General features: G+C 42.9%; 16 protein-coding genes. 14 read left to right on the top strand and 2 right to left on the bottom strand.

What is annotated here, in order from left to right:
- Positions 1 to 124 precede the first annotated feature (124 nt).
- From HNQ46_RS05585 to HNQ46_RS05520, 14 genes are all read left to right on the top strand, one after another.
- The gene (locus HNQ46_RS05585) at positions 125 to 1471 is read left to right on the top strand and encodes an N-acetylmuramoyl-L-alanine amidase family protein (protein ID WP_183683731.1); all 1347 of its coding nucleotides are present in this window, start codon (positions 125 to 127) and stop codon (positions 1469 to 1471) included.
- A 988-nt stretch (positions 1472 to 2459) separates the two neighbouring features.
- Positions 2460 to 3347, top strand: a complete 888-nt coding sequence (locus tag HNQ46_RS12175; protein WP_183683729.1) for a lytic transglycosylase domain-containing protein — start codon at positions 2460 to 2462, stop codon at positions 3345 to 3347.
- A 28-nt stretch (positions 3348 to 3375) separates the two neighbouring features.
- On the top strand, positions 3376 to 4014 hold the full coding sequence (locus tag HNQ46_RS05575) for a PilZ domain-containing protein (RefSeq protein WP_243155858.1): 639 nt from the start codon (positions 3376 to 3378) through the stop codon (positions 4012 to 4014).
- 276 nt (positions 4015 to 4290) lie between these two features.
- Positions 4291 to 6273 carry a LicD family protein gene (locus tag HNQ46_RS05570; RefSeq protein WP_207719991.1) on the top strand — a complete coding sequence of 661 codons (1983 nt, stop codon included), beginning with the start codon at positions 4291 to 4293 and terminating at the stop codon, positions 6271 to 6273.
- 21 nt (positions 6274 to 6294) lie between these two features.
- Complete coding sequence (locus HNQ46_RS05565) at positions 6295 to 8193, top strand: LicD family protein (RefSeq protein ID WP_183683727.1); 1899 nt, start codon at positions 6295 to 6297, stop codon at positions 8191 to 8193.
- 167 nt (positions 8194 to 8360) lie between these two features.
- On the top strand, positions 8361 to 10355 hold the full coding sequence (locus HNQ46_RS05560; protein WP_183683725.1) for a LicD family protein: 1995 nt from the start codon (positions 8361 to 8363) through the stop codon (positions 10353 to 10355).
- Positions 10356 to 10411: 56 nt separating this feature from the next.
- Complete coding sequence (gene aepX, locus HNQ46_RS05555) at positions 10412 to 12433, top strand: phosphoenolpyruvate mutase (protein WP_183683723.1); 2022 nt, start codon at positions 10412 to 10414, stop codon at positions 12431 to 12433.
- Positions 12434 to 12639: 206 nt separating this feature from the next.
- On the top strand, positions 12640 to 13812 hold the full coding sequence (locus HNQ46_RS05550; RefSeq protein WP_183683721.1) for a phosphonoacetaldehyde reductase: 1173 nt from the start codon (positions 12640 to 12642) through the stop codon (positions 13810 to 13812).
- A gap of 82 nt (positions 13813 to 13894) precedes the next feature.
- Positions 13895 to 15010, top strand: coding sequence for a phosphonopyruvate decarboxylase (aepY, locus tag HNQ46_RS05545; protein ID WP_183683719.1), 1116 nt, complete (start codon positions 13895 to 13897; stop codon positions 15008 to 15010).
- Between the two features lie 52 nt (positions 15011 to 15062).
- Positions 15063 to 15413: a hypothetical protein gene (locus HNQ46_RS05540; RefSeq protein ID WP_183683717.1), complete on the top strand. Its 351-nt coding sequence runs from the start codon at positions 15063 to 15065 to the stop codon at positions 15411 to 15413.
- Between the two features lie 416 nt (positions 15414 to 15829).
- Positions 15830 to 18340: a ribonucleoside-diphosphate reductase subunit alpha gene (locus HNQ46_RS05535; RefSeq protein ID WP_183683716.1), complete on the top strand. Its 2511-nt coding sequence runs from the start codon at positions 15830 to 15832 to the stop codon at positions 18338 to 18340.
- Between the two features lie 304 nt (positions 18341 to 18644).
- The gene (locus tag HNQ46_RS05530; RefSeq protein WP_183683714.1) at positions 18645 to 19688 is read left to right on the top strand and encodes a ribonucleotide-diphosphate reductase subunit beta; all 1044 of its coding nucleotides are present in this window, start codon (positions 18645 to 18647) and stop codon (positions 19686 to 19688) included.
- Between the two features lie 262 nt (positions 19689 to 19950).
- On the top strand, positions 19951 to 21039 hold the full coding sequence (locus HNQ46_RS05525; protein ID WP_183683712.1) for an HD-GYP domain-containing protein: 1089 nt from the start codon (positions 19951 to 19953) through the stop codon (positions 21037 to 21039).
- Between the two features lie 325 nt (positions 21040 to 21364).
- Complete coding sequence (locus HNQ46_RS05520; RefSeq protein WP_183683710.1) at positions 21365 to 22735, top strand: NAD(P)/FAD-dependent oxidoreductase; 1371 nt, start codon at positions 21365 to 21367, stop codon at positions 22733 to 22735.
- Positions 22736 to 22923: 188 nt separating this feature from the next.
- On the opposite strand, the gene HNQ46_RS05515 is transcribed toward HNQ46_RS05520, so the two are convergent.
- Together HNQ46_RS05515 and HNQ46_RS11975 are read right to left on the bottom strand one after the other, a co-directional pair.
- Entirely contained in the window at positions 22924 to 24579 is a 1656-nt protein-coding gene (locus HNQ46_RS05515) for a LicD family protein (protein WP_183683708.1), read from the bottom strand.
- Positions 24580 to 24771: 192 nt separating this feature from the next.
- On the bottom strand, positions 24772 to 24953 hold a 182-nt coding region (locus HNQ46_RS11975), incomplete at its 5' end, for a hypothetical protein (protein WP_207719990.1).

Genomic DNA, 24953 nt, shown 5'->3' with positions numbered 1-24953 from the left:
AGTGAAGAAATTTCAAGAATCATTGTACTTATTGAAATTTCATATTTATAAAATTTAAGAAAAAACCGATAAATACAATGGAGAAAATGGAGAAGATTGGAGAAGAAAGCTTAAGGAGATAGTGATGAAGAAGAAGGATCTGATCAATTTTGAAGGAAAATGGAAGGGAAAAGAAAAAGATTCTAACGGCTTTGGGGGTAGAGAAATGCAATTTCTGGAGCTGGCGGAACGACTTATTCTCTTTTTATTACTCCTGTGGCTCTTCTTAATTCCATTTGAGAATAGGGCCAGAGCGGCGGATTCCACCGTGGTGGAATCGGTCAGCATTGACTTTCAGAGTCAGTACGGAGATGCGGAAGAGATTATTCCTCCGGAAATAAACGTTTTGGAGAATTATGTGGAAATCCGTTCCATCCAGTATAGAAAAAATTTTGAATCTTGGGTACCGGCTCAGAAGGTAAGAGTGGAAGTGCTTTTGGGAACCAAGGACAACAAGGTATTTGCTGCGAATTTTAACAAGAGCAAAGTCAACGTTTCCGGTGCCAACTTTGTGGAGGCCAGCCCTAGAGGCTCTGAGCTTTTGCTGAAGCTGGATTATATTCCCCGAATGGTTTTGGGAAGAACCTCCCGTGCCGGTTGGAACAAAGCCCATACCATGGCGATTTGGAAAAAAGTAAGCTATGCCCCTGCCTACACGGTGGTACTGTATGGAGATGATAAGAAGATTACCGAATTTACCAACGTAAAGACCACATTTTTGGATTTATCCAAGGCAATGTCGGATTTACGAAAGACCTATTATTACGAGGTTAAGGCAACTCCCTCCACCGATGAGGAAAAGCAGTATATGAAGGATGGAGAATTTGTCACCGCTTCCACAGAGGAATTGCAGGAACCGGAGGGGAGCAACCCGGTGAGCGCTTCGGAAAATGAGAAAAGCATAGATGATGCTTTGTTGGAAGGAAACGGCGTAGCGCCCAATTCCTGGCGTTATGTGGGAAGACATTGGTACTTTATCGATGAAAACGGAAAAGTAAAAAAAGGCTGGCTGGAGCGTAACGGTGCATGGTTCTTTATGGATCAGCAGGGCGTTATGCAAACCGGAATCACCAAAACCGGTGAGGACAAATATGCCTTTTTCAAGGAAGACGGTACTATGGCGGCAAACACTTGGCTACAGGTGGATCCGGAAACCTGGTATCTCTTCGGAACAGACGGCTATATGATTTTCGGCTGGTGGCAAAACAGCCGCGGCCAGTGGTACTATATGAATAAGGATTTGCAAGGAAAAATGCAGATTGGCTGGCTGCTGAAGGACCGGGAATGGTACTACATGGATAAGACCGGTACTATGCAAACCGGCTTCCAGGTCATTAACGGAAAGAAATATTATTTTGACGGGCAGGGAAAAATGCTGAAGAATACCACTGTAGAAGGCGTGGTATTGGGAGCAGACGGTGCTGCCGCATAAGAGCATAAAAAGCTTGCAGGTGTGCGAGTTCAAAAAAGCAAGGGCGAAAGCCCTTGCTCTTTCAATGGAAAAGAAGCTTTAAAAAATCAAAAAAATTTTCTAAGCAATACAGGTCTGAAACGGGGCACGCTCCCGCTAGCCTCGCCACATAGCAGTACTAACTTCAAGCTTCGCTTTGCTCGCTTTCAGTAAGTACTGATGGGCTCAGACTACCCCGCATTCAGACCTATATTGCCGAAAATTGCCTTGTTTTGATTATTTACAGCTCTTTTTTTATTGAAAAATCTTCAGGCTTTGGAGGAAGGAGGAATTTTTGCAAAAAAGGTTTGGGGAAACCGGCAAGGGGAAGGACGACTTCTTTTCTTACCGGCATACCGACATACCGTAAAGCAAGAGCAGTATTCCTTTTAAAGGAATGTGTGATGTAGATGCTTGTAAGCAAAGCCATTTAATCATTCTTTCTTGGGGGTATACCGAAATGCAGTAAAGCAAGAGCAGTACTCCTTTTAAAGGAATGTGTGACGTAGATGCTTGTAAGCAAAGCTATTTAATCGCTCTTTTTTGGGGGTATACCGATATACAGTAACGCAGGAGAAGTACTCCTTTAAAGGCAATGTGAGGCCGTCGGTACTTGCACTAAGTGCTTTTCTTAGTGCTTAGTACCGCTACGAGCCGAGCTTAGCGAGAGCGTGCCTGGAAAGGAGTACTTCTCTCTGCGTTACGTAGTATGTATCATCTTCCTGGAAAGGAGTGCTCCTCTCTGCGTTGCGTACAACCCTCCTTCCTGGAAAGGAGTACTTCTCTCTGCGTTACGTAGTATGTATCATCTCCCTGAAAAGGAGTCCTACTCCTGCTTCACGTTACATTAATTCTTTGTAAAGATTTATAAAACCCTCCCATCTTGCCGATAAAAGAAAAGATAGTGCAAATAGAACTGGAACAAATGACGTTTCACCATATATTTTACAGGAAAAGGGTAAAGATTTAGATGGCAAATGGAATTTCAATCTTAAATGGCATTCAGAATCAGAATGCTGTGCAGGCACAGTCTGCACTGAATACAAAAACACAAGGTACCACAGGAACTTCTTTCGCCTCCGTAATGCAAAATGTGCAGAAGCAAAAGTCCGTGCCTGCAGGTGCGGCTAAATATGATGCCATTTTTGAAGAAGCCAGCAGAACCTACGGCGTATCCAAATCTCTTTTGATTGCGGTTGCCAAGGCGGAGTCAAACTTTAATCCTAACGATGTTTCTCATGCAGGCGCTTCAGGAATTATGCAGCTCATGCCGGGCACGGCCAAGAGTCTGGGAGTAAAGAATGTTTTCGATCCCTATGAAAATATTATGGGAGGAGCGAAGCTGTTACGAGATAATATCAAAAGCTTCGGTTCCGTACCTTTAGCTTTGGCTGCCTACAATGCAGGACCCGGCGCGGTGAAAAAATACAATGGAGTGCCTCCCTATAAAGAGACGCAGAACTATGTAAAGAAAATTATGGCTGATCTTGGAGATTCCGCGTACAATGTAAAAAGCAATTATTTCGGACAGGGCAGCAGCACAAGCAGCTACGGAAACTCTTTAAGCAGTGTTTCCGCTAACAGCCTGCTGTCTACAGGGGGCTTGGGAGCTTTAACCGGTTCTTCCAACAATCTTTTTTCCGGCCTGGGATTATCCGGAGGTCAAAATGTGCTTTTCTCCGGAGTACTTCAGTCAATTCTTAGCAATGCACTTTTGAATTCCGGCAGAGAAGCTGCAGCGGGAGACGGAGCGGACAATGGCACGGTAACACTGGATAAAAAGAGCTTTCAAAGCTTAGTTTCTCTATTACAAATGCAGATGATGATGCCATCCCGTATCGGGGAAATTTCGGATTGATCAAATGCTGTTCATTTAAGGGAGTAGAATGATGGTATTACGAGATTGCAATAGAGGCATGGTCCATTGGCCGGAGGAGGATAGAAATCTTCCGGTGGATGTGGAACTACAGGGAGAGGAAATCTTCCTTTATTTTAAGGGCTATAAATTTCAGGATAGTCGTTTTGTTTCAGAAATAGATTTTTACGATAAGCAGCAGGGAATGATTGTTACCCTATCTGAAGTGGTAATGAAAAGAAATCCTGCTTTTCCGGACAGCCCCTACCCCTGGATGGGAGTCTGTGATGTGAAGGAAGTGCTTCGGGTAGTCCAGCGGCAAAACGATGTACGAGTATCCGTAGCTATGGAGCTTCCCTTTGTAAAAGAAGGAGAAGGGGACGAAGAGGTACATTTTTTCGGGATTATCCGGAATTTAAGTGCAGGGGGAATCTTTATGGAGACCCGGGAAGCCTTGAAGGAAGATGATATTGTTCATTTCCGCTACCGCTTTGACAAGATGGATAGAGAATTAAAGCTGGTGGTGGTCTGGGTAAAGACCAATGATAGAGGAACCTACGGCTATGGCCTTCGTTTCCTCCGAATGAGCTCCGGAGAGGAGTCGGAGGTACGAAACCATGTGTTCCGACTGATTTTTGAGCATGCCAGAAAAAGAAAAAAGGATGAGTAGGGCTTTTCGAAAAGCCGCCAAGGAAGGAAAATGATGATGCTCTTCAGTAGCATGATGCAGGAAAAATGAAAGGAAATCTTTGGAGCGATGCGTAAAAGCAGCCGCTCCTTTTGTTCTTTATAAGTAAACCACGGGTCACCGAAGGGCTTAGAGCAACTTGTGAGATAGAGCAACTTGTGAGATAGAGCAACTTGTGAGATAGAGCAACTTGTGAGATATGGCATCTTGTGAGATACGGCATCTTTTCAGAGGGAGTATCTTGTCGGGAGGGAAAAATTGGAATTTCAAAATGAGTTTTTTTTAGATGAAGTGATAGAGGGATTTTATGTTCCGGGCCTTATGAAGCGAGCCTGGGCAGCGGAGTTACAGCTTCTTTCTTTTTTTGATGCATTTTGTAAAAAGAACGCTATCCCTTATTTCCTGGATTATGGCTCCCTTCTTGGCGCAGTTCGTCATAAAGGATTTATTCCCTGGGACGATGATCTGGATATTTCCATGTACAGAAAGGATTTTAGACGATTAGCGGCTTGCATTGAGGAAGAGCTGCCGGAGGAAATCGGCTTTTATTATGTAGGAAAAGATAGAGAAACCGCCAGCTCCATGGCTGCCATCGGGATGAAAGAGCCCGGTTTCAATCCGGGGAAGCAGGCTTATTTTTACCAGTTTCCCTTTTATGCCGGAATGGATATATGCATTTTGGAGGATGTTTTAGAGGATAAGACTGAGGAGAAGAGAAAGCATTTGTTTCATCAGCTTTCCTCTCTTTTGAAATCGGTGGAAGAGGAAAAGGATAAGCGCTATAGTCAGCTACACAAAAAGTGGAACAAGGAGATTATGGCTATTTCAGAGGAAATAGAAGCCTTTTTAAAGAGGGAAGGAGGAGAAGTTCCCAAGCTTTTTCCTAAGGGAGGAAGCAGCTTTTTAGGAGAGATTTATTTTGCAATGGACAGTCTGTATCGCTGTTTGGGAGATAGGGATACAGAGTGCATCGCATGGGGGCCGGACTATGCCTTGCATGGAAAAGGGAAAATGAAGAGAAGCTGGTATCAAGGGAAAGAGGAAAAAAGGATTGCTCTTTACGGACAAGAATTTTCAGTTCCTTCAGAGCAGGAAAAAGTACTGGAAGCGGAGTACGGTGATTATAGAATTCCTAAACAAAATTTGGGAGGACATCAATATCCTTTTTACCGAAAGTCGGAAGCAAATTTTCAGAATAGTCTGGGAGAGCAGAATCCCTTTTTATATTCGTTTTCCAAGGAGGATTTGGAAGAATCCCCCAGAAAAAATCTAAGAAATCTTATTATCGAAAGCTATGCAAAACTGGAAAAGCTCTGGGAAGAGCTAGGGCAAAAGGCAATTCATAAAGAGGAGCTGCAGGAGCTATGTAAAAACAGTCAGGAAGAAGCTCTTGCCATAGGAAATGCCATTGAAACCAGAGGGGAATTTTCCTCTGTAAAGCTCTTGGAAGAGTTTTGCGCCTTGCTTTTTCAAGTCTATGAGGATTTGGAAAATGAAAGGATTCCCGATTTAAAGAAAAAGCTTCCTTTGGTGCAAAGAGTTTTGTGTGAGTCTAAAACGCAGTTTTTGAAGGATTGGAAGCCGCGAGTTCTCTTTTTGGCGTATTCCTATGAGCGTTTTGAAAATACCTTGGCGGAAAGTTTTCGGGTTTTGGAGAAAACGGGAGAACTGGAACTATATCTCCTGCCGGTGCCCTATGGATTTAAAAATGTCAAGGGAGAGCTGAAAGAACGCTTATATGAGGGGGAGAGCTTTCGAAAGAAGTATTCCGTTTTAGAGTATGAAAGTTTGAATTTACAGAGCTTGCAGGCTGATATTATCGTAAGCCCTACGGCCTTTGATCATGTGAACCCTGTTTTTTCTCTGGACCCCTTTTATGACAGTAAGAAAATCAAGGCCTTTACGCCTCATTTGCTTTATCTTCCCGATTTCCAAGTAGCTGTACCGAAGGAGGGGGAAGACAAGGCTTATTATAATCAACGATATTATATTCCTTTGCCGGGAATTGCACACTGTGACTACAGTATATTTCAAAAGGAAGAGACCGTAGAAGAATATCTCTCTTATTGGAAAGAAAATGTATTTTCACAGGAAGATAAAGCCGGGGGCGAAGGTCTGTTAAGAAAGAAATGTATTTCTTTGGAAAGCCTGGAAAGAACAAGCAAGAAAGAGAATTTAGGGGTAATGCCCATTATTGCAAAGCTATTTTTGTCGATAGTAGACGAGGAAAATTCTATTTAGTAGAAGCATAAAGGAGAGCAGATGGAGTTTAGGAGAGATTTTTTTGAAGATGAGGTAAGAAACGGTTATTATGTACCGGGCATTATGAAGCGCTGTTGGGCGGCTTCCCTGGAAATTTTATTGGAGCTGGACAGAATCTGTAAAAAGTACGATATTCCCTATTATATAGATTATGGAACCCTGCTGGGAGCAAAACGAAACGGGGGATTTATTCCCTGGGACGATGATATTGATATTTCCATGAACAGAGAGGATTTTAATCGTTTCAGAGAGGTTGTGGAGGAGGAGATTCCTCCCGAGCTGTATTTTAACTGTGTGGAAAAGAGTAAGGACTATGCCTTTATTATCGGTTGCCTCGGCTTTCATGAGGTGAGTTTGGATGAGAATCGCTTAAGTCGCTATCATGAGTTTCCATTTTTGGTGTCTATAGACATTTGCATAAATGACTCTATAGCAAAAGATCAGGAACTGGAAAATGTAAGAGAGTCCGAACTCGTTATTCTGGGACAACTGATGCTGAAGGTTCTTAATAATGAACGTTCAGGGAAGAATTTCGAAAAATCCATGCGGCTGGTGGAAACCAATCTGAAGGTTCACTTTAATCGTAAGGAGAAGTTGGAGCCGCAAATCTATCGTTTACTGAACAGGATATGTAAAGAGTATGAAGGTGATAAGGGAAGAAAAGATTTATATGCTTGGATTCCGCAGATTCTTCAGGCCTCTCATCTGAATTATCCCCAAGAAGATGTGTTTCCTTTATCCACGATTCAATTTGAGGGAATTGAATTTCCTGCGCCGAAAAATGTGGACAAGATGCTAAGAATCGAATACGGAGACTATGAAAAGCCCAGTAAATCCGGAGGTTCTCATGGCTATCCCTGCTTCAGCAAATATGAAAAGGACTTTATTGCCTTGGTTGGGGGAGAAGATAAATGGCATTTCCGCTACCGTTTTAAAAAGGAAGACTTGCAGCATGAGAAGCAAGAAAATGTCAGAGATATGGTATTTTCTCTTCTTCGGGCTTTGGGACTTCAGGAAGAGGCCATGGTGGCAAGAAAAAATGATTACAGCTTTTTGCAGGAGTCCCTGGCCAACGGGCAGGACACGGCTTTAGCCATCGGGAATACCATAGAACAACGCCTTGGAGAAGGTACGGAAAGTGTAAAGCTTCTGTCCCAATACTGTGAGGCCGTATTCCATGCTTATGAAAAGGCTAAGCAGGGGAATTCTCCGGAGGAAGAAATCAAGAAGCTTGGAGAAATTCGCCGGGAGTGCGAGACCGCTTTAAGCAAGGAATGGAAAAAAACTATGCTGATTCTTTTGGATAAGGCGAAGAATTTTCCTTCTATAGAGGGATTTTACAAGAAGATGCAGGAGCAAGAAGATTGGGAAGTTCTTTTGATGCCCATTCCCTATTTTACCAGAAAAGGTAGTGGAGAGTTTTCCGAAGAATTTATCGATACGGAAGCTTTCCCTAAGGAATATTCCTATGTGGATTATAAAAGCTTTGCTTTTGATACTGTACTCCCGGATTGTATCGTGATGAACAGTCCCTATGACTCCTGCAACATGGTATACAGCATAGATCCCTTCTTCTATAGTGAAAATATGAAGAAATATACCAAGAATCTTTTCTATATCCCCTGGTTTGTAACCGATGAAATCATTTGGGGAGCAGAGGAAGATGAGAAGGCTGTGGTAATCATGGATTATTACGCTTGCCAGCCGGGACTTGCTCATGCAGACCATAGCTTTGTACAGTCGGAAGAGATCCGGAAAACATATATCGAAAAACTCTCAGCATTTGCAGGAGAGGAAAGCAGAGAACAGTGGGAGAAGAAAATTGTGGCAGCAGGTTCCTGCTTACTGGGACAGGCAGAGGAGCTGGCAAAGCAGGTTTTGGCTTGTATGGAGGAATAAAGCATAGAATACTGATTTTTCAATTCTGAACCGAAGCCATCATGAAAAGATAAGGGATTGTTCTCGCTTTTTTAACAAACTTATAAAACTGAGGACAAACGCCGAAGAGTAAGACAGGAAAAGTAAAAAAAATCAGAAATCTAAAGGAATAGATAAAGGGGTGGAAAATGGAATTTCCAAGAGAGTTTTTTTATGATGAGGTACGGAACGGATTTTATATTCCCGGAATTGTGAAGAGGGCCTGGGCAGCCAGTTTGGAAATTTTGGCTGTTATTGATAAAATTTGCAGAAAACACAAAATACGATATTATGCGGATTTCGGAACCCTGCTTGGTGCAGTAAGAGAAAACAATTTTATTGCCTGGGATGATGATCTGGATATTATGATGTTGCGGGATGATTTTGAACGCTTTGTAAAGGTGGTAAAAAAAGGCCTGCCAAAAGAATTAAAGTTTATGGCTGTGGAAGTCAATAGGGATTCCTGCAGCTTTATTTCCGCAGTCGGTTTACCGGAAATAAAATTCAATGAAGATGTTATGAAGAAGTATCATGAGTTTCCCTATCCTGCCAGTGTGGATATTTTCGTGGTGGATGAGTTGGCGAAAGATCCTGAGGATGAGGCCTATCGCATGGAGCTTCTCTCCATGCTGGCCACAATGACCAAGGGAATCATGGATAAAAAGGAAAATACCAAGATCTTTCAGAAAGAATTGGAAGCCATAGAGGATTTGTTAAAAATAAAGTTTGACAGGAATCATTCTTTGGAGGGCCAATTCTATGCCCTGATGAATCAGGTATTTCAGGAATTTAATGGGGAGGGAGGAGAAATGTTGGCCTGCATGCCCTTTAGAATGTTGCATGCAAAGGCTTGTTTCCCCAAGGCCGCATTTAAGGAGACGGTTTGGCTTCCCTTTTGTAATACAAAGATTCCGGCACCCAAGGATTATGACAGTGTTCTGAAAGCGAAGTACGGAGATTATCATAAGACGGTAAAGGCGGGAGGCGGACATGGTTATCCCTATTTTCAGCATTATATTGACGAGTTAAAGAGCGAATTACCGGAAGATAAATGGACTTTTGAATACCGTTTTTCCGAGGAGGATTTAGAGCATAAGAAAATCCCCAATTTCCGGGATATGGCTTTGGAGACCTTGGATTATCTGGTATTAAAGAATAAAAGAATTTTTGAATGCTTTATGGCAGGGGATTTTTCAGCTTGCTTACAGCTTATGGGGCAGATCCAGGAAGAGGCCATTGCCTTCGGAAATGCCGTGGAGGCTAAGAAGGGAGAAGGAAGTGAAACAGTAGCTTACTTGGAGAAATACTGTGAAGCACTTTTCCATTCCTATAAAGCGTTAGAAGAAGCACTGCCCTTACAGGAACAATCCGGAGAAAAGAAGGGACCGGCAGGGAATTTTCCCGCAGCTCTATGGAAGGACTTACAAAATATCGTACAAAAGCCCGCTTCGTATTTGAAAAAAGTAAAGTTGGCTTTAGAAAAGGATTTTAAGCGGGTAGTTCTCTTTTTACCCAGTCGATTTGAACAATTAAAGAGCTTCCAATTCCTCTATGAAGCTTTGGGAGAGATGGAGGATGTGGAATGTAAACTTATGCCTATCCCTTATTTTGATCGCCTGGGTGGCGGAGCATTGGATGAGATGCATTATGAAGGAGAAGAATTTCAAAAACTCTATCCTATAGTGAATTATAAAGACTTTGACTTTACGATGGAAAGACCGGATTGTATCGTGATGCTCTCTCCCTTTGATGAGTTTAATCAGGTATTTTCCGTGGATCCGTTCTTTTACAGTAAGAACCTTAAGAATTTTACCAATAAGCTGGTATATATTCCAAGCTTCATAACGGATGAGATCAATCCAAAGGAGGAGGAAGACGGAAAAGCATTCGAAAATATGCGGTATTACGTTACTGTTCCGGGACTTTTCCATGCGGATTTAAGCATTGTTCAATCTGAGGAGATGAAAAAGGCGTACTTAGCGAAGATTTCCGCATTTACAAACTCTGTAATCAGAAAGAAGATGACGACAAAGATTTCCGGAGCCGGTTCCTGTCTTTTTGGAGAAGAGGAAGAAAAAGGAAACAGGGCAGTGATTGCTGCTTTTCGGAGATTTTTAATGAAAAAGGAAGATTTGCAAAAGTAGGCCATATCCTAAAGGAAAGCGGAAATTTGGAAAAGGAATAGGAAAAGGAGATAAGGATGAAGGCCTTAATATTAAATTCCGGCAAGGGCAGCCGTATGGGGGATCTGACCAAGACTCACCCGAAATGCATGACGGAAATTGCCAGCATGGAAACCATTATCAGTAGACAGCTGCGACAGGTGGCGGAACAGGGAATTTCCGAGGTGATTATTACTACGGGTCCCTTTGAGGAGAAGCTGATTCACTATGTGGAAAGTCTTGGACTGCCTCTAAGCTATACCTTTGTGCGGAATCCCAATTATGAAAACACCAATTACATTTATTCCATGTATCTGGCGAAAAAATATCTGGAAGATACGGATATTTTGCTTATGCACGGAGATTTGGTGGTGGAAAACGATGTGTTTTTCTCCTTTTGTGAAACCGAAGGTTCTTTGATGGCGGGAAGTAAGACGAAAGAGCTTCCGGAAAAGGATTTTAAGGCGGTGGTGGAGAATGACCGAATCCAAAAGATAGGAATTTCCTATTTTGAACAGGCTTTTGCTGCCCAGCCCTTATATAAATTTGAAAAAGAAGACTTTGGAAAATGGCTTTCCGCCATTGTGGAGTTTTGTGAATCCGAAGATGAGGCGAAGAGAAAACTGTATGCGGAGGAGGCTTTAAATACTGTCTTAGAGAAGCTTTCCTTAAATTTCTATGATGTGGGAAATAAGCTATGTCAGGAGGTGGATAATCCGGATGATTTGGCAGTGGTTTCCAATATTTTGTCGGAAATCAAAAAGCGTACGGTATATATCTGCTTTTCCACGGATATTTTGCATAATGGACATTTGGCTCTTATCAAGAAGGCAAAGCGTTTGGGAAGAGTAATTGTAGGGGTGCTTAAGGATGAAGTGATTGCATCATACAAGCGTTATCCTTTAGTGCCTTTTTCCGAGAGAAAGGCTATGTTCGAAAATATTTCCGGAGTCTATCAGGTGGTGGAACAAAGTAGTCTTTCCTATAAGGAAAATCTGGAAAAATATAAGCCGGATTATGTGCTTCATGGAGATAACTGGAAAACAGGCTTCCAAAAGCCCATTCGGGAAGAGGTTTGCAGTGTTTTGGCAAGCTATGGAGGAAAGCTGATTGAACTTCCCTACCATAGAGAAGAAAAGTACGCGGAGCTGGAAAAAAGAACCAAGGCGGAGCTTTCCATGCCGGACGTAAGAAGAGGCAGACTGAAAAAGGAGCTGGAATTAAAGGGTCTGGTTACCGCCATGGAGGCTCATGACGGTCTTACCGGTTTGATTGTAGAGCAGACCAAGGTCTATAAGGAGGGAGGAGCTCATCAGTTTGACGCTATGTGGGTCAGTTCTCTTTGTGATTCTACTGCCAAGGGAAAGCCGGATATCGAATTGGTGGATATGAGTTCCCGTTTCAGAACCATTGAGGATATTACCGAGGTCACCACGAAACCCATTATTTTTGACGGAGACACCGGGGGAATCAAGGAGCACTTTGTGTATACCGTGCGAAGCCTGGAACGTCTTGGGGTATCTATGGTGATTATAGAGGATAAGACGGGATTGAAGAAAAATTCTCTCTTCGGGACAGAGGTGGAGCAGACACAGGATAGTATTGAGGCCTTTTCCGAGAAAATCCGTGCAGGTAAGAATGCCCAAAGAACCAAGGACTTTATGATTTGCGCCAGAATCGAAAGTTTGATTCTGGAAAAGGGCATGGAGGATGCTTTGGAGAGAGCTTTTGCTTTCCGAAAGGCAGGGGCGGATGCTATAATGATTCATAGCAGAAAGAAGGATCCCACTGAGATTTTTACTTTTGTGGAGCGTTTCCGAGAAAAAGAGAAAGATTGCTATATCGTTGTGGTACCCACCAGCTTTAACAGTGTGAAGGAAGAGGAATTTAAGCGAAGAGGAGTCAATGTGGTGATTTACGCCAACCAACTGATGCGGGCTACCGTGCCGGCGATTCAGAAGGCGGCCACCTTGATTTTGGAAAAGGAAAGAGCGGAGGAATGTGACAGTATGCTGATGCCCTTCCAGGACATTATCCGTTTAATTCCGGAAGAAGACTAGATGCGATATTAAGGAGATGCTATAGAGATAATCTTGGCATCTTTTTTATTATAATTCTTAATGAGTATCCCTTGGGGACATACAAAGTCTTGTTTTTTTACAAGTGTCCCATGGGAAGCTTATAAAATCTTGTTTTTTATCAGTGCCCATAGGAAGCGTATATAATTTTGTACTTGTAAGGGATGAGGCAAAGGAGTAAAGAACTTATGACCAGAGAAGAAATAGAGAATCAAATTGTACTGGGAAAGAAAAATCTAAAGGAAGAGTTGAAAAGCTTTTTTCAAGAACATTCCTTCCGAAGAATCTTTCTGGTGGCAGGAAGCTCCTTTCCCAAGCTTCCCATTGGGGAAGAATTACAAGAGCTTTTTTCGGAGCTTGGAATTTCTTTTTATCATTTTTCCGATTTCCGGCCCAATCCCCGATTGGAGGAGGTAGAAGAGGGGATTAATGCTTTTTCCGATTTTCAAGGAGATGTGATTTTAGCGGTGGGGGGCGGCTCCGCCTTGGATACGGCTAAGTGCATTAAGCTTTTTACCGGCTTATCCAAGGAAAAGTCCTATCTTGAGCAGAAATATCGAGAGAATGATATTCCCCTAGTGGTACATCCCACCACGGCGGGAACCGGTTCGGAAAGCACTCCCTTTGCGGTCATTTATCAAGATGGAGAAAAATGTTCCGTGGAGCATGAGAGTATTTACCCGAAGTATCGTATAGAGGATGCAAGAAGTCTAAGGAGCTTACCGATTTATCAGAAGAAGGCTACCCTCTTGGATGCTCTTAGTCATGCCATGGAGGCAATTTGGTCAAAATACAGTAACGAAGACAGTAGAGCTTATGGACAAAAGGCTATTTCTTTGATTTTAACGAATTATAAAGTCTATCTTTCTTTGGAAAATAAAAATGACGCGAAAGTTCAAGGAAAAGCTTCTTCAGCGGAAGACCCATCGCAGTCGGTTTTGGAGTCTATTGCTGAAGCTGCCAATCTTGCGGGGAAGGCTATTGCGGTGACAAAAACCACAGCCGGTCACGCCCTATCCTATAAATTGGGGAGCATCTATCAGCTTCCCCACGGATTGGCCACCGCCATGGTAAACCGTGCGCTTTATCCTTTTATGTGTAGGGAAAAAAGTCGTATGATACATCCGGAAAACCTGCTGTTTTTGGCAAAGTGTTTCTTGGCAGAAAAGGAGGAAGAAGGGGCAAAGCGTTATCGGGAAATTTTGGAGGACTTGGAGATTATTCCCACTCTTTCGGTAAAGGCGGGAGACTTGGAGAATTTGGTGTCAGCTGTAAATCCGGAAAGACTCTCCAATCACTCCATTGCTTTAAGAGAAGAGGATATACGACTTTTGTATAAGGAGATTTTAGGAGGAAAGTAAAAAAGCAATAGCCAGAAAAGCAAAGAAAGTTTATGATAGAATTATAACAATAAATGACAGCTTAGTATAGCAAGGAGGCCCCATGAAGGTTGAGAGATTTTTAGAACTGTGCCCATCGGATTTTTTTACCGGAGTTCCGGACTCCCAATTAAAGGCTCTCTGTGATGAATTAATGGAAAAATACGGTACAGGGAAGCAACACCATATTGTAGCCAATGAAGGCAATGCGGTAGCGCTTGCAGCAGGATATCATCTGGCTAGCGGAAAAGTTCCCATGGTTTATCTCCAAAACAGCGGAGAGGGCAATGCCATGAATCCCTTAGTGTCTTTGGCTTCGGAAAGAGTCTATGGAATCCCCCTTCTCCTTGTGATCGGATACAGAGGAGAGCCCGGGGTGAAGGATGAGCCCCAGCATCTTTTTCAGGGAGAAATCACACTGGATTTTCTAAAGCTATTACAGATTCCCTACTTTGTTTTGGAGAAGGAGAGTAAGGAGGAAGATTTAAAAAATGCTTTAGAGGGCTTTGCAAAAGAGTTTCAAAAGGGCAGACAGGCCGCCATTGTGGTAAAGAAGGGAGCCTTGGAAAAGGAGCATGGCTATCACTATAGCAATGCTTATAACTTTTCCAGAGAAGATGCTATCCGCTGCATCGTAGACTATACCGAAGATTCTCCCATTGTTTCCACTACCGGAAAAGCCAGCAGAGAGCTATATGAGATTCGGGAAGAACGGGGGGAGGATCATAGCAGAGACTTTCTTACCGTAGGATCTATGGGACATGCCAGTTCTATAGCTTTAGGAATTGCATTGGAAAAGGAGAACGAAAGAGTAGTTTGTCTGGACGGAGACGGCGCTCTTCTGATGCACATGGGGGCTATGGCAGTTCTTGGAGCTTCGGGACAAAAAAATATTTTACATATCCTTTTAAATAATGAAGCCCATGAAACTGTAGGAGGTCAGCCCACCGTTTCTCCAAACGTTGATTATGGCAGTGTGGCAAAGGCCTGCGGATACAATAAATCCTATCTGGTAAGAAATCAAAAGAACTTAGAAAGAGTTCTTTTGGAAAGCGCCAAGGAAGAAGGGCCAATATTTCTGGAGGTCCGTTGCGCTATGCACTCTCGGGAGAACTTGGGAAGGCCCAAAGAGAGTCCTAAGGAAAATAAAGAACTGTTTATGAAGAAGCTGGAGAAGTGATATAATGCGGGTGATATAACTTTATCAAACTGATTTGGACTAGGAGGATAATATGACAAGAGAGGCGTTAAAGCAGGAAGTGGAGAGATTCTTAGAGGCGTACAGCCTGTGCCCGGAGGGGAAGGCTGCAGCCCAGGCGTATTTGGAGGCCTTCGGAACGGAGCATGAACAGGAAAAGGCAAAGGCTTTGATTCAGGAAATCAAGGAGGATATTATCGGCATTGACGATTTGATTGCCTTTGCGGAAAGTGAAGCGGGAAAAGCGTTTTTCGGAGAAGAGGGAGCGAAGAATACTGCCGCAGCCGCAAAGGAAGCTAAGGCCAAAGGAGAGGACACTTGCATTTGCCCGGCATGCCAAAGCGGAAAGATTCTCTTGGCCAATGAAAGAGAGATTATCGGATAAATGAATTTTAATGTTTAGAAAATAGAGACACGGATTTTTAAAAGATAGGTCCGTAGCAAGGGATAATCTGAGCCCATGGGTTCTAAGCTTTTGTTTTTGAAAAGCTTAGAAGCAACCCGCCGGGCGAACTTAGCGAGAGCGTGTCCCTGCTACGGACCTATCTTTTTAAAAAAGGGGAGGAGGGCTTTATTTCTACCCACTTTTTCATTGGGGAAAATCAATTCTAAAGATTCCGAAAAAGCTCTTGCTAGAGGAAGGATTTCTTGCTATATTGTGTTGGCATGTCTATTACGACACAAGAATTTGTGTTTTGTTAGAAAATTGAAGGGGCAAGGTTTTTCCAAGAAAAAGTGGCTTAAAGCCTTTTTTTATGCGAAAAAATAGAGCCGATACGGTAGTAGAGAAAGATGGGTGCTATGCAAACAATTATTAAAAGAGGCCTTTTGGAAGAGGACTATCAGGGAGAGAAGATTGAAAGAGCGATGGAAAAGGCCTTTCTCTCCGAGGGGATTTCTGTAGAGCAGGAAAAACTGCATTTTCTTTTGGGAAAGGTAGAGGAGAGCCTGGCAGAGAAGCATAGAGTTTCCGTAGAGGAAATTCAAAATGCTGTAGAAGAAGCCCTGATGCATAACGGGGATTACAAGGTAGCCAGAGCCTATATCCTGTACAGAGAGAAGAGAACTCTTTTAAGACATCTTCGCCAGCGAATCAAAGAGGAAATCGGAGATAATGAGATTGATGATGTACTTCGCCGTTGTCAAAAGGATTTTCCGGATTATGATTTGGCAAGACTTTCTGCAAAGTATCTGTCCTTAAGTAAGGGAGAACAGGAGCTTAGCAAGCGTTTGGCTCTCCTCACCAGAGCGGCGGCAGAGCTTACCACCCAGGAGGAACCGGGCTGGGAAAGAATTGCAGGAAGACTTCGTTCCTATCATTTCCATAAGGAATTAAAGAAGGCGGAGGAGAGCAGAAATCTCCACAGCTTTTACGATAAGTTGGTTTATCTTACAGAGCAGGGACTTTACGGCGCTTATATTTTAGAGCACTATTCCAAGGAAGAGGTGGAAGAACTTGCCAAGTTTATCGACCAGAGCAGAAACGACCTTTTCGGTTATTCAGGACTTGACCTTCTTCTGTCTCGTTACCTGATTCGGGATCATCAGCATGTGGTACTGGAGAGTCCCCAGGAAATGTATTTGGGCATCTCCATGCACCTTGCCATGAAGGAAACGGAGAACCGTTTACAGTATGTAAAGGAGTTCTACGATATGATGAGCCTTCATCAGGTGACTATGGCCACCCCTACCCAGTCCAATGCCAGAAAGCCCTATCACCAGCTAAGCTCCTGCTTTATTGATACGGTACCGGATTCTTTGGACGGTATTTATCAGAGCATTTCCAAGTTTGCGGATGTTTCCAAATACGGCGGCGGCATGGGGATGTATTTCGGAAAAGTGCGTTCCAGAGGCGGAAAGATTCGTGGCTTTGAGGGTGCCAGCGGCGGCGTTATTCGTTGGATTCGTGTGGTAAATGATACAGCTGTGGCTGTGGATCAGCTGGGTATGCGTCAGGGTGCGGTAGCGGTGTATTTGGATGCCTGGCACAAGGATTTGCCGGAGTTCTTACAGTTAAAGACCAATAACGGGGATGACAGAATGAAGGCCCATGATGTTTTCCCTGCAGTATGTTATCCTGACCTTTTCTGGAAAAAGGTGAAGGAAGACTTAAACCAGGAATGGTACTTAATGGATCCCCACGACATTTTCCTGGTAAAGGGCTATTGCCTGGAGGACTTCTACGGAGAAGAGTGGGAAACTCGCTATGAGGACTGCGTACGGGATAATCGCATCAGCAAAAGAGTCTATGTCTTAAAGGATTTGGTGCGTTTGATTCTGAAATCCGCTGTGGAAACCGGAACTCCCTTTGCTTTCTACAGAGATACCGTGAATCGGATGAATCCCAACAAGCATAAGGGAATTATCTACTGCTCCAACCTTTGTACGGAAATCGCCCAGAACATGAAGGAAGCGGAGATTTGCGAGCGGAAGGTAGTGACCAAGGACGGGGATGAAGTGATTGTCAGCACCGTTAAGCCGGGGGACTTTGTGGTTTGTAATCTGGCTTCCCTCTGTCTTGGCAATATTCCGGTGGAAAATCAGCCGGAGCTTGAGAGAATCACCAAAACCGTTGTCCGGGCTTTGGACAATGTTATTGACTTAAATTTCTATCCGGTGGCAGAGGCGGAGATTACCAACAAGCGTTACAGAGCCATCGGTCTAGGAGTTTCCGGTTATCACCACATGCTGGCAAAGCATCATATTGCCTGGGAGTCTCAGGAACATCTGGACTTTGTGGATAAGGTTTTTGAAAATATTAACTATGCGGCGATTAAGGCCAGCAGTGAATTGGCTAAGGAAAGAGGTGCCTACAGTGCTTTTGCAGGCTCTGAATGGGAGTCCGGAGAATACTTTAGCAGAAGAAATTATAACAGTCCCCGTTGGGAGAGCTTAAAGCGGGAAGTTCATGAGGGCATCCGCAATGCCTGGATTTTGGCTACTGCCCCCACCAGCTCCACCTCTATCTTGATCGGAACCTCTGCCGGCTTAGACCCCATTATGAATCGCTTCTTCTTAGAAGAGAAGAAGGGGGCAATTCTGCCCAGAGTAGCACCGGAGCTTTCTATGGATACCTATTGGTACTATAAGTCTGCCCACCAGATGGATCAGACCTGGTCCGTACGGGCGGCGGGACTTCGTCAAAGACATATTGACCAGGCTCAAAGTTTTAACTTCTGGATTACCAATGAGTACAAGATGAGTGAGCTTTTAAACCTTTATACTCTGGCATGGGAATGCGGGGTAAAGACCATTTACTATGTAAGGTCCAAGGCGTTGGATCCGGAGGATTGTGAGTCCTGCTCCGCATAATGGATTAATCGCCTCCCCTGTATATGCCGCTTAAGGCCTGCTGCGTTTCCTACTCGCCCCATGCGCCGATGCACTCGTGCTCCTTGCGAACTCGCTTCGCTCAGACACGCACCGCACTCGTTGCTAGCATGGGGCTCCTAACGGAAGCCTCGCAATGGCCTTATCACGGCATATACAGATGAGGCGTCACCCCCCCTTATGCATGGAGGCATTTATCTAAAGAAGATAGAGTTTTGGCTCTTGAAGGATAACAAAAAGAATGGATTACTCTACTGCTTCAATGCAGTAGGAAAGGAAATAGAGTATGGAAGAGATTAAGCGTAAGCCCTTATTTAACCCGGAAGGGGATATTGATGTTCGTAATCGTAGAATGATTAACTTTAATACGACCAATATCAATGACTTTAACAACATGAGATATGAGTGGGTGTCGGATTGGTATCGTCAGGCCATGAACAACTTCTGGGTACCTGAGGAGATTAACTTAAATCAGGACAAGAGTGATTATCCCAAGCTTTCCGAGGCGGAAAGAAGAGCCTATGATAAAATACTGAGCTTTCTGGTCTATTTGGATTCTTTGCAATCCGCAAACCTGCCTAACATTTCCCAGTATGTTACGGCAAATGAGGTGAACCTTTGCCTTTCCATCCAGACCTTCCAGGAGTGTATCCACAGCCAAAGCTACAGTTATATGCTGGATACCATTTGTAATCCTACGGAAAGAAACGACATTCTCTACCAATGGAAGACGGATGAGCATCTCTTACGGAGAAATGAGTTTATCGGAAATCTCTACAATGAGTTTGTGGAAAAGCAGAATAAGGACAGCTTCTTAAGAGTTTGTATTGCAAATTTTATTTTGGAGGGAATCTACTTCTATTCCGGCTTTATGTTCTTCTATAACTTAGGAAGAAACGGAAAGATGCCCGGTTCCGTACAGGAAATTCGTTACATTAACCGAGATGAAAATACTCACCTTTGGCTTTTCAGAAATATGCTTTTGGAGTTAAAAAAGGAAGAACCGGAGCTATTTGACGAGGCTCATATTGCGGAAATTACCGAGATGGTGAAGAAGGGTGTGGAGCAGGAAATCGCCTGGGGACAGTATGTAATCGGAGACTCCATTCCGGGTCTTAACGGGAAAATGGTGGAGGATTACATCCGCTATTTAGGAAACCTTCGTTATCGTTCTCTGGGCTTGCCCAACCTTTATGAGGGCTATGAGAAGGAGCCGGAATCCATGAAATGGGTATCCCAGTATGCGGATGCCAACATGGTAAAGACGGACTTCTTTGAGGCTCGTTCCACAGCCTATGCCAAGAGTACAGCGATTGAGGATGACCTATAATAAAGCTGAAAAACAGCTTTTCAAGAATCCGGAATATGGATGCTTTTACTTCCATAGAATAATTTAATAAGCATTATTAATTCTTTCTGAAATCCATAGAAAATCTTATAAAAAGCGGCTACTTTGACGAAATTCGAAGTAACCGCTTTTGTGTTAGAAGGAGGCATTTTGTATTCTCCTTTGCATAAGATAGAAATATAGGGAAAGGTCGAAAAGGGAAAAGTGTGTTCGGCTATAGATGGTCAGAGAAGGAAAGGAAGGAATGGAAGAAAAGCTATTTGTACGAAGAGATGATATACAGATTGGCATGCAGCTGGGTGAGTCGGTAAAAGACATTCGTGGAAGAGCCATGATTGAAAACGGCGTTTATCTGGATGCCTATCAGGTTCGTTATATCAAAGAAAAAAAGCTGCCGGGAATCTATATTTACCGGGTACGAGATGATAAAGACATCAAAATTCCGGAGAAAACCAAGCAGATTATTCGCCAGCATAGAAAACCGGATCGTGCTAAAATTCAGCTTTCCGTGGAAATGAAGAAACAGCTGGAAGAAAGAATGAACCATATCTTCGACCACACGGAGGATAAGGACTTTGCTACCAACTCTTTAGATATTTTCGGAGAGCTGGAGTCAGCAATTTTTAAAAATGATGCGGTGGCGATTGACGTGAACCTCATTAAAATCAGTGATGAGTACACCTTTAAGCACAGTGTGGACGTGGCGGCCATTTCCATGATGATTGGAAGAGAATACGGACTGCCAAAGGAAGAGCTTCATCAGCTGGGGATTGCCGGGCTACTGCACGATGTGGGCAAAGCCAGAATTCCCAATGAAATCTTAAATAAGCCGGGAAAGCTTACGGATGATGAATTCAGAGTTATTCAAGATCATAGTCTTTACGGCTATGAAATCCTGAAGGAAAAAAACAGCTTTTCTCCCATTATTTTGGATGGTGTACTGCATCATCACGAGAAGATGAACGGCATGGGCTATCCGGACAACTTGGGCAGCAGCCAGATTTCCCTGTTTTCCAGAATTATTTCCGTTGCGGATGTATTTGATGCACTGGTAACCAAGCGCCCCTACAAAGGACCGATTACCGGAAGAGAAGCTATGGAAATGGTCTTGGCTATGGGCTCCGAGTTGGACAACGCTATCATTCAAAGTTTTATTGAAAGCGTTATCCTTTATCCGGTAGATACCATTGTGGAGCTATCCACGGGACAGATGGCCAAGGTGGTAGAGAACAACAAGCGTTATCCCACAAGACCCAAGGTGGTAGAGCTACAGACCGGAATGGTTTACGATTTATGTCATGACATGGAATGCAACAAAATCATAGTTTTATAATATACAGAGGAAAAGGGATGGGAGAGAAACTCCTGTTCCTTTTCTGTTTTTAATGCATTGGAAATGCGGGCACGCTCTCGCTAACCTCGCCACGTAGCGGTACTAAGCTTCAAGCTTCGCTTTCAGCAAGTACCGACGGGCTCAGATTGCCCTTATTTCCAAGCATTAAAACAGAAATAAAGATAGGAAAGTATTTTCAACTCCTCTGTATATTTTAAATACTTTAAAGAGGAGAAATTTATGCTATACTAAGTCGTAAAATGCTTTTTTTCAAAAAAGCGGGGTCTAGTCCTTTGCGGTAGTAAGGGAGTTACAGGAGGCTTGGATGAAGAAATATGATGTAGCGATTGTTGGTGCAGGACCGGGAGGAATTTACGCGGCTTACGAGCTGATGAAAAAAAACAGTAAGCTTTCCGTGGTGGTTTTGGAAGCGGGACATAGCTTGGAAAAGAGACATTGTCCTATTGACGGAAAGAAGATTAAAAGCTGTATTTCCTGTAAAAGCTGTTCCATTATGAGCGGCTTTGGAGGAGCCGGGGCCTTCTCCGACGGAAAATACAATATTACCAATGATTTTGGGGGAACACTTTACGAATATATCGGAAAAGAGGAAGCTCTTTCTCTGATGCGGTATGTAGATGAAATCAATATGGAAAACGGAGGAGAGGGAACAAGACTTTTCTCCACCGCAGGAACAAAATTTAAGAAGCTTTGCATGCAAAATCGTTTAAAGCTTCTGGATGCTTCCGTTCGCCACCTTGGAACAGACATCAACTACGTGGTATTGGAAAATCTTTATGCCAAGCTTAAGGAACAGGTGGAATTCCATTTTGATTGTCCGGTGGAAAAGGTGGAAAAGCTGGAGAAAGACGGCTTCCATCTCCATACCAGGAAAGAAGATTTTTATGCGGATAAATGCATTATCTCTGTAGGTCGTTCCGGAAGTAAGTGGATGGAAACGGTTTGCAAGGACATGAGCATTCCCACCAAGTCCAACCGTGTAGACATTGGCGTTCGCGTGGAGCTTCCTGCCGTAATCTTCTCCCATCTAACCGATGAGCTTTATGAAAGTAAGATTGTTTATCGTACAGAACTTTTTGAGGATAATGTACGTACCTTCTGTATGAATCCCAACGGTATCGTGGTTAATGAAAATACCAACGGCATTGTTACCGTAAACGGACACAGCTACGAGGGAGAAGAACAGCATACGGAAAATACCAACTTCGCTCTTTTGGTGGCTAAGCATTTTTCCGAGCCCTTTAAGGACAGTAACGGATACGGTGAAAGTATTGCCCGACTTTCCAATATGTTGGGAGGCGGTGTAATCGTTCAACGTTTCGGTGATTTGGTGCGAGGAAGAAGAAGTAATCATAAGAGAATCGAGGAGGGACTGGTACAGCCTACTCTTCAGGCAACCCCCGGAGATTTGAGTCTGGTGCTTCCAAAGAGAATTTTAGACGGCATTATGGAAATGATTTATGCCCTGGATAAGATTGCTCCCGGTACAGCCAATGAAGATACCCTTCTTTATGGGGTAGAGGTTAAGTTCTACAACATGGAAGTGGCCCTGGATGAGCATTTGGAATCCTGCGTAAAGGGACTCTATGTAATTGGAGACGGTTCCGGTGTGACCCACTCCCTTTCCCATGCTTCTGCATCGGGAATCTTTGTGGCCAGAGAGATTGCAGGCTAGTTATACAAGGAAAAATTTTCAGATTAAAAATTGAAGTATATATAATAAAGGACTTAATGTCTAAAAAAGACCGACCGTGGGGCAGTGTTGCCTTGGTCGGTCTTTTGAATATGTTCGGAAATGTTTCGGACGAAGCCCATGATATCCGGTTTTAACGAGTATTGCCGGCGTAGCCTCCGGCTTTATGTCTAGTGAAATGCTTTCAACTTTTCCCATAGGGCTTTAGAAGCATATTTTTCTTTACCTTTGTCCTTATCGAACAACGGATTTCCGAAGGGAAGAAGCTTTTCTTTCCAGTATTTTGCAAATTCTGTCCCGCTTTCTTTTTCTAAAAGGCTTTGATACAGCTTTGCAATTCCTTCGGATTGTAAAATCACATAATCGGAATGTACCAGCGCCGGCATAACCGCATAATTTTCCGCATTCACGATGGCTTTTCCGTCTTCCTTATCCTCTAAATCAATTTCGGAAGTAACAAACCAAGGAATATAAATCAACTGTTCCGTGCAAGACTTCAGCTTTTTGCTAAAAAAGCCCGGATCAATCATAAAGCTTAAGTTATATTCATCACAGGGATCGTTTATGAAAATAAGATCCGGGGCAATCTCTTGTAAATCAACAGTTCTAAAATCCAGAAGAGAAGGATTATCTTTTCCCAACTCATCTTCATATAAAGCATAATCCCATTGTACCGGAGAACATCCTCCCAGCCCATCTTTGTAATAATAAGGAAGGGGCATAAGGAAACAATCTACAGTGTCATCTTTATTCGCCTCTAAAAAAAGTCCTTTCATAGAATCCCAGCGAGAATAAAGGGAAGGAAGAAAAAACAGGCGCGGCTTTTGGGATTTTGACTTAGTTTCTTCTTTAAATATAGATAAGTCATTTGTTCTCTTCTTTAAATCATTTTTATTGATAGAATACTCGTAGAAAAGCTTCTCCCCGATTCCATCCCTGTAGGCTGCTTCCATTTTTCGGTATAAAGGATAGTCGTGTGCACCTCCGGCTTTTTTAATTTGCTCATAATGATCATATTTTTCGGAAATCACTTTCCTGTAATCCTTTGGAACAGGGAGAGCGAGAAATTCAAAATCCAAATAGCTTTGTTCGCTGTACCATTGTTCTTCAAAAATCCCCTTACCCTGTTCTTTATAAAGTACCAAATCCAATAAGTAGGCGATTTTAGTGCCGCCCTCTTGATTAAATTCCGTAAAGCAGTCATTTAAAAGATTAAGAACAGTTTTTCGATAGTCAGATGAATGGGAAAGGTCTATCCCGTAATGCTTTTTTACCTTCTTTGCTTCTTCCTGCAGAACCGCATGATTCTCTCCTTCTATAGAAGGAAAAGAAGCCAGGATACATAAGGATTTTAAAATATCCTCCCGTTGCTTTTCCGTATTCGGATCTTTTGCTAAGTAGTCATAAGGGAAAATATCAACACCGGCACCATAAAGATAGTTGTGATATTTCCCGATTGCATCAGTGGAAATCAGCATAGCTCTATGCTGAACGGAACTAAAAAGCTCGTAGTTTCCGCTGTCATCTTCCGGGGAACGGAAAACTAATTCTTTAGGGAGTTCCGCATTAGCCACTTCTGCGAAGATTTCATAATCCTTTCGCATCATCATAATGTCAATGTCATCATCCCAGGGAATAAAGCCTTTGTGGCGGATGGCACCCAATAGATTCCCATAATCAATAAAATAACGAAGCTTATACTTTTCGCAAATTCTATCAATTTCAACTAAGATTTCCAACTCCGCTGCCCAAGCCCGTTTCATCATGGCGGGAATAAAAAAATCTTCTCTAACCTCGTCCAAAAAGAATTCTCTTGGAAATTCCATCTTGTGTACTCCTTTTCCGTAATTGTATGTCCATTATATACTTCGGTAAAAAGAAATCTATCATTATATAAGCAAGGGAAAAGTAAACTACAAAATGTGGAAGATAACTTAGCATATCTTGTATCTTAAAAAATATAAAAATCTTTTTCAAAATAAATCTACAATTTTTGTTGACAAGCTTAAGTTCAAGTGTTAATATACACAAGCTGTCGCAAAAAACAAGACAGCAAAAAGCAGAAAGAAAGCAAGGAAAATCAAGGCTTTAGCCAAGGTGAACCAGAAAACTTTTTGCAAAACTGAACCTTGAAAATCAAAGATCGAATAATACACAGACCCTGAAGATTCTTGAAGAATTTTCAGTAATGTTTCAAACG

This window comes from Oribacterium sinus, assembly GCF_014202695.1.
Taxonomy (GTDB): Bacteria; Bacillota; Clostridia; order Lachnospirales; family Lachnospiraceae; genus Oribacterium; species Oribacterium sinus.
The sequence above is the reverse complement of the archived record's forward strand: the minus strand, read 5'-3'. Positions and strand labels throughout refer to the sequence as shown.